Below are 7,244 nucleotides of genomic sequence, written 5' to 3'. Positions count from 1 at the left end.
TCAGTTAAAATCATTTTGAAGCTTTAATCTAAACTTCCAAATCTGGCTCATCAATTTTCTGACTTAAATTTCGCTCAAATAAACTTCGAGTAATTTAAACCAATCAATCAATGAAATATGTTCGATCGATCAATCAGTAAAAATCCACACAAGTTGTTCTTCATAATCTCTTAATGATCTTCTCGATGCTTCGTCAGCATCAAGCTAGGTCGGCTATATTACGCTTTATTTCCATAAAGTCAACATGCAATGTTGATTTTATTTTCAAACCCATCTACTCAAAACAAACTCAATTAATCTTAAATCAATCAACCAAGCTATTGTTTTTCAACAAGTTTTTATCAACATCGCCGCCGATGGATGTGCATTATAGGCCAAATATTTTGCCATGCAAGGCTTTTTGTAAAAGAAATATATCGAGTGTTTATTTTATAAACCCCAAAACAGATAAGCCACTGTTTTGTCTCATAAATTTATTTTAATAAAAATCTGTGCAATTCTTCAAAATACAATCACAAGATTTAATCTATTGTTTTATATGAAATTATTCTAATAAAAAAGTAAAAAGCAGAGCCTAAGCCCTGCTTTTGGTTTAAATAAAGTTCAAATTAGAACTTCATACTGATACGCGCCCAATAGTTACGGCCAATATTGTTAAATTGCTCATTCGCAGCAAAACCCAAACCCGCATTACCCATTTTGTTTAGATGCTCGGTATAAGTTTTATCCAGTACGTTATCAATACCCACAGACACATCAACACTTTTATTGAGGTTATAGCTGCCGTTTAAAGACAATACGCCAAAGCCACTGCTTTCTTTCACATCATAGCCCACGATATTACCTTCACGTTCGCTAATACGACTTTGACCATCAACAACACGTAATAATGCACCTAAAGTATATTTATCCTGAACATAGCGCAGGTTTAAACGCCCTTCCAAAGGTGAAATTTGTGGCAACGGCGTATTGTCCGTAGTGTTTTCACCCCACGCATACATGGCACTCACATCAGCCTGTAAAGCATCGGTAAATTGATAAGCAATACCAACTTCTGCACCTGCAATCGTTGCATCCACATTGCGAGTATGCGCCTCTAAAGGATTTTCTTTACTCTGAGGCTTGTTTTCATCTCTCAGTTTGTAATTCGTCAAAATATAATCATTAATTAAACCTGCATAAGCCGATGCCCAAGAGCTGAATGCACCATGTTCATGTTGATAGCCAAAGTCCAATTGAAGGGTTTTTTCAGTATCAATGTGATTAAACGTATTTTTATTTCCGTTACCCGACAGAGGACTAAACAATTCCCAATAATCAGGCATACGCTCTACATAGCCCAAACCGACATAAGTTTTAGCATCATGGTGCGGATGTTGATTTTCCAAACGAATAAAGCCACTTGGCAAAGTTTCTTTACGTTGTTGAGCTGTTTGCACTGCGTCTACTTCAATTTGATCAATACGCACACCTGTGACTAACTTGTTTTGATCGTTGAATTGATAACCAAGCTCACCAAAACCTCCTATAGATTGAAACTCCATATCCACAGTACGAGGCAAATTTTTATAGCTGTTCATTCTGCCTTTACGACCACTATGCTCATTATTTTGAGTATCAACACCTGTCACAAAGTCAACTTTATCCCACTCATGTGTCACCGCCATACGTGCATTCAACGTTTTACGTGCCACATTATTTGCCATAGGATGCATCATCCCCCCTGCAGGATTGAACGCACGCAGACTAAAGTTATCCATCACGTGATCGTTAAAACTATAATTCACCTGTGCTTCAATTTTCTTAATCACATCGGTAATATTTTTCTTTTCTACACGTAAACCTAAACTTTCACGGTCAAATTCAGCACCATCCATTGTACGGCCCGCATAAACCACTTCAGCATCACCACGACCACCTGTCAGTTCTAGCCAAGTGTTTTCATCGGGTGTCCAACCTAAAGCGACATCAGCATTCCAACGCTCCCAATCCGAAGGAACAGTTGTACCATTGCCATCTTTATAGCTGTCTGCTACAGAACGGTTGGCGTTTAAACGGATGTATTTCTGCTCATCACCCGCAGCCGCTTCAACATTATGATCTAAACGGCCAAATGACCCCATCAAGACACTGGCTTGGCCACGATAGTTTTGACCTTCACCAAATTGCTCAGGCTTACGCTCAAACAATACCGTTGCTGCCGAACCTGTGTTGGCATATTGCACCGTTTGCGGGCCTTTAATGACGGTAATTTCATCAAAACTTTCTGGTGAAATATAAGAGGTTGGTGAATCCATACGACTCGGGCATGCACCTAAGTTTTCAGAACCATCGGTTAAAATTTTAATACGTGAACCAAACATGCCGCGGAAGGTCACATCGCCATTGGTACCCGCACCACTGTTGACAGCACTAAAGCCAACTATGCTTTGCAAATAGTCTGCACCATCTGTGGCTGGAATCGGCTGAATGGGTTGTTTTGGATTAGCACGAACCACCAAACCATTGGCATCATTGCCCTGTTGTGCGGTTGCAACAATAGGCGCAAGACTATGCGTATTCGCAGACAGCATACTTTGATCGGCAAACGCACTTGCTGAATAGCAGGCAACACAAACTGCAGCCGCAATGGGCTGTAATAAAAATTTAGGCTGAGCCATTTTATTTCTCACTTCAAAACATAAATACAGTTAGGGTCAAAGCAGACCCGAAAAACATTGAATTTATGCAAAGTGAGGTGGAGCACGTCCCTGCGGAAGTAAAAAGAGTTGCTGAAGTGCAAACCAAACGTGTTGAAAACGTTTTTGGAAAGCCAAAAGACGTACCTGAATGCGATCAAGCACTTCTTTAAGCTCTAATTCAGGTGGCAAGACCAAGTTGCCATAGACCGTACAATACTGACATTGGTGTGAAGCATCGTGATGATGATGTCCATGCTGTGCAGTCAGTTGTTGATCATCAGCTTGCGATGTAGATGAATGTGCAGTATGCGAAGAATTTGTATGCACGGCGTGGGCTTGTGGCAACAAAAGTGCACGCGTGATGGTTTCACAGACTGGCGCAACTTGATATTGCTCAGGCAGCAAAGGCTGTAAAAATACAGCAATCTGTAAAAAAACTGCGATAAATGAAAGCAGTAAGCCACTACGCAACAACAAAAACATCTATCCTGAATTTGTGTGGCGCAAGTATAACAAAGCCCAATCGAAATTGGGCTGATTTTTATGCTTTGGTCTAAACATGGACAACTAGATGGTTGTTTGTTTTAACGCTTCACAGCAACTTTTTCTTTCTGACGCTGGCGCACTACTTTTTCCACTTTTTCACGGGCACGCTGTCTTTTGAGTGGTGATAAATAATCGACAAATAATTTACCATTTAAGTGATCCATTTCATGTTGGATACAAACAGCGAGAAGTTGATCTGCTTCTAGCTCAAAGGTTTGACCCTCAAGGTTAATCGCTTCAATTTTTACACGTGACGGACGCTCAACTTTGTCGTATATTTGAGGCACTGACAAACACCCTTCTTCATACGGTTGGGTCTCTTCAGTCAATGGGGTAACTTTGGGGTTAATGAAGACCATGGGTTGATCTTTATTTTCAGATAAATCCATGACAATGAGCTGAATATGATGATCGACCTGTGTGGCTGCCAGACCAATTCCTGGTGCGGCATACATCGTTTCAAACATATCTGCAGCAAGCTGACGAATTTCGTCGGTGACTTCTTCGACGGGTTTGGCAATGGTACGCAAACGGGGATCCGGGAAACTTAAAATAGGTAATAAGGCCATAGGACGTCCTCACTGATATGCCATTGATCAAAAAACCGAATGAAGGAATGCTTCATCAAAAAAATGTGTGTAAGATCGTTATTATAACGCAACTACATACATAATTTTAGGAATTATGATAATGAAAAAGGTTTTGACAGACACATCCTCTTTTCGTGTCTTGGGGTTTAAAAAGCAAGTTTTAGCACTCGCGGTATGTCTCACAGTGGGACTTGGTGCGATCAGTGTGGCTGAAGCAGCACCTGCACGAAACATCAATCCGCCTGCCTTAAAAGCCAGCGCACCAAATGTGTATGTGGTAAAAAAAGGCGATACCTTATGGGATATTTCCAAAAAATTCCTGAACAATCCATTACGTTGGCCTGAAATTTGGGCAAGTAACCGTCACGTAAAAAATCCACACTGGATTTTCCCAGGTGACCGTTTGTTGATGTGTACCTACGAAGGTCGCCCTATTATTGGTAAAGATGAAGGCGATGGCTGTGAAGGCATTATTCGTCGTTATGCAGGCAAGAGCACCAATTTACAGCCGCAAATTCGCGTGGAGTCTTTAAATAATACCATTCCTGTGATTCCACTTGACTACATCAAACACTGGTTAGAGCGCAGCAGCATTATTGCCGCAGATGCGTTACAAGGCACACCATATATTTTAGGTACTTCTGATCAACGTGTTTTAGCTGCTAAAGGTCAAAGTGTGTATGCACGTGGTGCAGGTCTGGAAGTAGGTCAACGCTACGGTGTATATCGTGAAGGCGAACCGTACATGCTGACCGATGCCAATGGTCAAAAATTCAATGCAGGCATTGAACTCACTCAAGTTGCTGCAGGTATTGCAGTACGTGGTGAAAATGACATCACCACACTTGAATTGACCGATACCTACAATGCCGAAGTGCGTCGTGGTGATCGCGTCTTACCAATTTATGACCCAATGCTGCCAACCTTGTTCTACCCAACGCATGCTGAAAATGTCAGCACAGGTGGTCAGGTGCTACGTGTGATGGGTTCGATTGGTACTGCAGCAAAACACAGTGTTGTGGCAATTGATCGCGGTACATTACATGGCGTGCAATCTGGTCATGTGTTTAGCGTAGCGCAAAAAGGCGAAGTGGTCACCGACCCGAAAACCAAAGAACGTGTTCAGCTTCCAGGCGAACGTATTGGCAATATCATGGTCTTCAAGAGCTTTGACCACATTAGCTATGCCTATGTTTTAGACAGTGAATTACCAATTAAAGTCGGTGCGAGCTTACAAGCACCACGAATGGACGACTAAAACGGTTTAAGATGGTGATGTTGAATTCATTCAGCCCACAGCAAATCAACTACATTTTGTTGTGGTATTTGGTTCAACATTCACTGTCTAGTTTTTCCAAACTCGTACAACATTATGGTTCCGTGGCTGCCGCAGTGCAGCCCGAACACCTCCTCACATGGTCAGATGTGCGCATTCATGCCAACCATCTACAACGCGCCAAAGAATATCTCAGCCCAACAGGGCAACTCGCCTTTGAACAATGTCTGAATCAACTGCAACAGCAGTGCGATTTTATTCTAACTTTGGACGATGCGGACTATCCCAATCAGTTACGACCCTATTCCAACAAGCCACCCATTTTATTTGGGCAAGGCAATGCACAGGCTTTGTTGCAAGCGCAAATTGCGATTGTCGGCAGTCGCAAAGCCAGCCCGCATGGTCGGCAAGTGGCTTATGATTTTGCTTATTATTTAAGTGAACAAGGGTTCTTTATCAATAGTGGTTTGGCACAAGGTATTGATGAAGCCGCACATCAAGGTGCTTTGCAACATCAACGTACCATTGCAGTCATGGGCACAGGTTTGGACAGCACTTATCCAAGTGCACATCACAGCCTGCGCCAAAAAATTGTAGAATCTGGTGGTGCTGTGATTACGGAGTTTTTACCACAGACTAAGCCCTTACAGCAACATTTTCCACGACGTAACCGTATTGTCAGTGGACTAAGTTTAGGCGTGATTGTTGCTGAAGCCAGTTTAAATAGTGGCTCGCTGATTACCGCGAAACTGGCAGCAGAGCAAGGCAAATTAATTTTTGCCATTCCAGGACATATTTACAGTGAATTTCATCAAGGTTGCCACCAATTGATTCGTGAAGGTGCAATTTTAGTGGATCATCCTGAACAAGTGATTGAAGATTTAGCCCTACCCACCCAATGGCAATATCAACAAAACCAAATAGCATCAAGCCAAAATCAGACTACAGCAGCTTCAACAAAAGCAAAATTATCTACACCACCGACTGAAGCAATACTTCAAACCACCACAACAAAAACAGCAGATACAAGTACACCGCATATTCCCGAGCATTTATTGGCACTGTATCAACAACTGGATTGGGTCGGACAAAGCATCGATCACTTGGCACAGCAACTGAATTTAGATATTGCCACACTCACCAGCGCATTAATGGAACTGGAACTCATGGGCTTCTGTTTACAACAATCAGGTTTATATCTGCGTTGTCGTCCACTCAAATAAGGTTCACAATAAGCGCCTATTTCACGTTTCTGTTTAGGTAAAACTCCCATGATTACAACTTCTGTCACCGAAGCCGCTGCATGTCTACAACAAGGACAGGTACTGGCCTATCCTACAGAGGCGGTTTGGGGATTGGGATGTGATCCATATAATCAACAGGCATTTTTGGAAATTTTGCGTCTGAAACAGCGTCCGATTGAAAAAGGTGTGATTTTACTGGCAGGACATCTGTCACAAGTAGAGCATTTGCTGCAGGATTTAAACCCCGAAATGCGAGATCGCGTAATTGCGTCATGGACGAATACTTATCCCACAGATCGAGCAACCACCTGGCTATTACCCAGCACAGCCGCAATTCCAGAGTGGATTACAGGTCAACACCCCAAAGTAGCGGTGCGCGTAACCAATCATCCTTTATGTATGGCGTTATGCCATGCCTTTGATGGCTTTATTGTATCGACCAGTGCCAATCCTGCGGGACTTGCCCCTGCACGCTCTTTGCAAGAGACAACGCAATATTTCCATCAACAATTGCACTACTTAAATGGTGATTTGGGTTTAAGCCAGCAACCTAGCCGTATTTTAGATGCAGAGAGTGGGGCAGTGATTCGCGCCTAGCTTTAGACAAATTTTAGTTGACATCCTCCCCGACCTAAAGGACGGAGATTCCTACTGATAGACGCTCATGTCCGAGCGCAAGAATATTCAGTGCGGAATTTACATCCCGATCATGGAGCGTACCGCACTCCACACACTGCCACTCTCTTATTCCAAGTCCTGCTCTACCTTTCGGACTACTATAGCGTGAGCCACAGCACGAACAAATTTGGGTGGTATAGGCTTCATTGACTTCTTCATAACATACCCCTGCGTTCTCGCATTTATACTTGAGCATGGTTCTTAGTGTTGTCCAACTGGCATCTAGCAC

7 protein-coding genes are annotated in these 7,244 nt (G+C 42.7%); 3 read left to right on the top strand and 4 right to left on the bottom strand.

All coding sequences use genetic code 11. The features are described from left to right. Window positions 1-608: 608 nt before the first annotated feature. From FTU98_RS13465 to def, 3 genes are all read right to left on the bottom strand, one after another. Complete coding sequence (locus tag FTU98_RS13465; protein WP_179991668.1) at window positions 609-2,660, bottom strand: TonB-dependent copper receptor; 2,052 nt, start codon at window positions 2,658-2,660, stop codon at window positions 609-611. 63 nt (window positions 2,661-2,723) lie between these two features. Beyond that, the gene (locus FTU98_RS13460) at window positions 2,724-3,158 is read right to left on the bottom strand and encodes a DUF2946 family protein (protein WP_179991667.1); all 435 of its coding nucleotides are present in this window, start codon (window positions 3,156-3,158) and stop codon (window positions 2,724-2,726) included. A gap of 107 nt (window positions 3,159-3,265) precedes the next feature. Then, on the bottom strand, window positions 3,266-3,796 hold the full coding sequence (def, locus tag FTU98_RS13455) for a peptide deformylase (RefSeq protein WP_154321169.1): 531 nt from the start codon (window positions 3,794-3,796) through the stop codon (window positions 3,266-3,268). Between the two features lie 121 nt (window positions 3,797-3,917). On the opposite strand from def, the gene FTU98_RS13450 reads away from it, so the two are divergent. From FTU98_RS13450 to FTU98_RS13440, 3 genes are read left to right on the top strand one after another with little or no spacing between them, the layout of a single operon-like run. Further along, window positions 3,918-5,075: a LysM peptidoglycan-binding domain-containing protein gene (locus FTU98_RS13450; RefSeq protein ID WP_070155503.1), complete on the top strand. Its 1,158-nt coding sequence runs from the start codon at window positions 3,918-3,920 to the stop codon at window positions 5,073-5,075. A gap of 17 nt (window positions 5,076-5,092) precedes the next feature. Beyond that, window positions 5,093-6,316, top strand: coding sequence for a DNA-processing protein DprA (gene dprA, locus FTU98_RS13445; protein ID WP_004970117.1), 1,224 nt, complete (start codon window positions 5,093-5,095; stop codon window positions 6,314-6,316). A 48-nt stretch (window positions 6,317-6,364) separates the two neighbouring features. Next, window positions 6,365-6,934, top strand: a complete 570-nt coding sequence (locus tag FTU98_RS13440; protein WP_004970120.1) for an L-threonylcarbamoyladenylate synthase — start codon at window positions 6,365-6,367, stop codon at window positions 6,932-6,934. Window positions 6,935-6,968: 34 nt separating this feature from the next. On the opposite strand, the gene FTU98_RS13435 is transcribed toward FTU98_RS13440, so the two are convergent. After that, window positions 6,969-7,244 (bottom strand): zinc ribbon domain-containing protein (locus FTU98_RS13435; RefSeq protein ID WP_180051553.1); only part of this gene is annotated, 276 nt, incomplete at its 5' end.

The organism is Acinetobacter sp. YH12211 (genome assembly GCF_013418015.1).
In the GTDB taxonomy this organism is placed as follows: Bacteria; Pseudomonadota; Gammaproteobacteria; order Pseudomonadales; family Moraxellaceae; genus Acinetobacter; species Acinetobacter towneri.
Note: the sequence above shows the minus strand (reverse complement) of the source record. Positions and strands in the feature narration are given on the sequence as shown.

Coding starts and splice junctions, on each gene's coding strand:
- FTU98_RS13465 (WP_179991668.1), bottom strand. CDS start 2,660: ATGGCTCAGCCTAAATTTTTATTACAGCCCATTGCGGCTGCAGTTTGT.
- def (WP_154321169.1), bottom strand. CDS start 3,796: ATGGCCTTATTACCTATTTTAAGTTTCCCGGATCCCCGTTTGCGTACC.
- FTU98_RS13450 (WP_070155503.1), top strand. CDS start 3,918: ATGAAAAAGGTTTTGACAGACACATCCTCTTTTCGTGTCTTGGGGTTT.
- dprA (WP_004970117.1), top strand. CDS start 5,093: ATGTTGAATTCATTCAGCCCACAGCAAATCAACTACATTTTGTTGTGG.
- FTU98_RS13440 (WP_004970120.1), top strand. CDS start 6,365: ATGATTACAACTTCTGTCACCGAAGCCGCTGCATGTCTACAACAAGGA.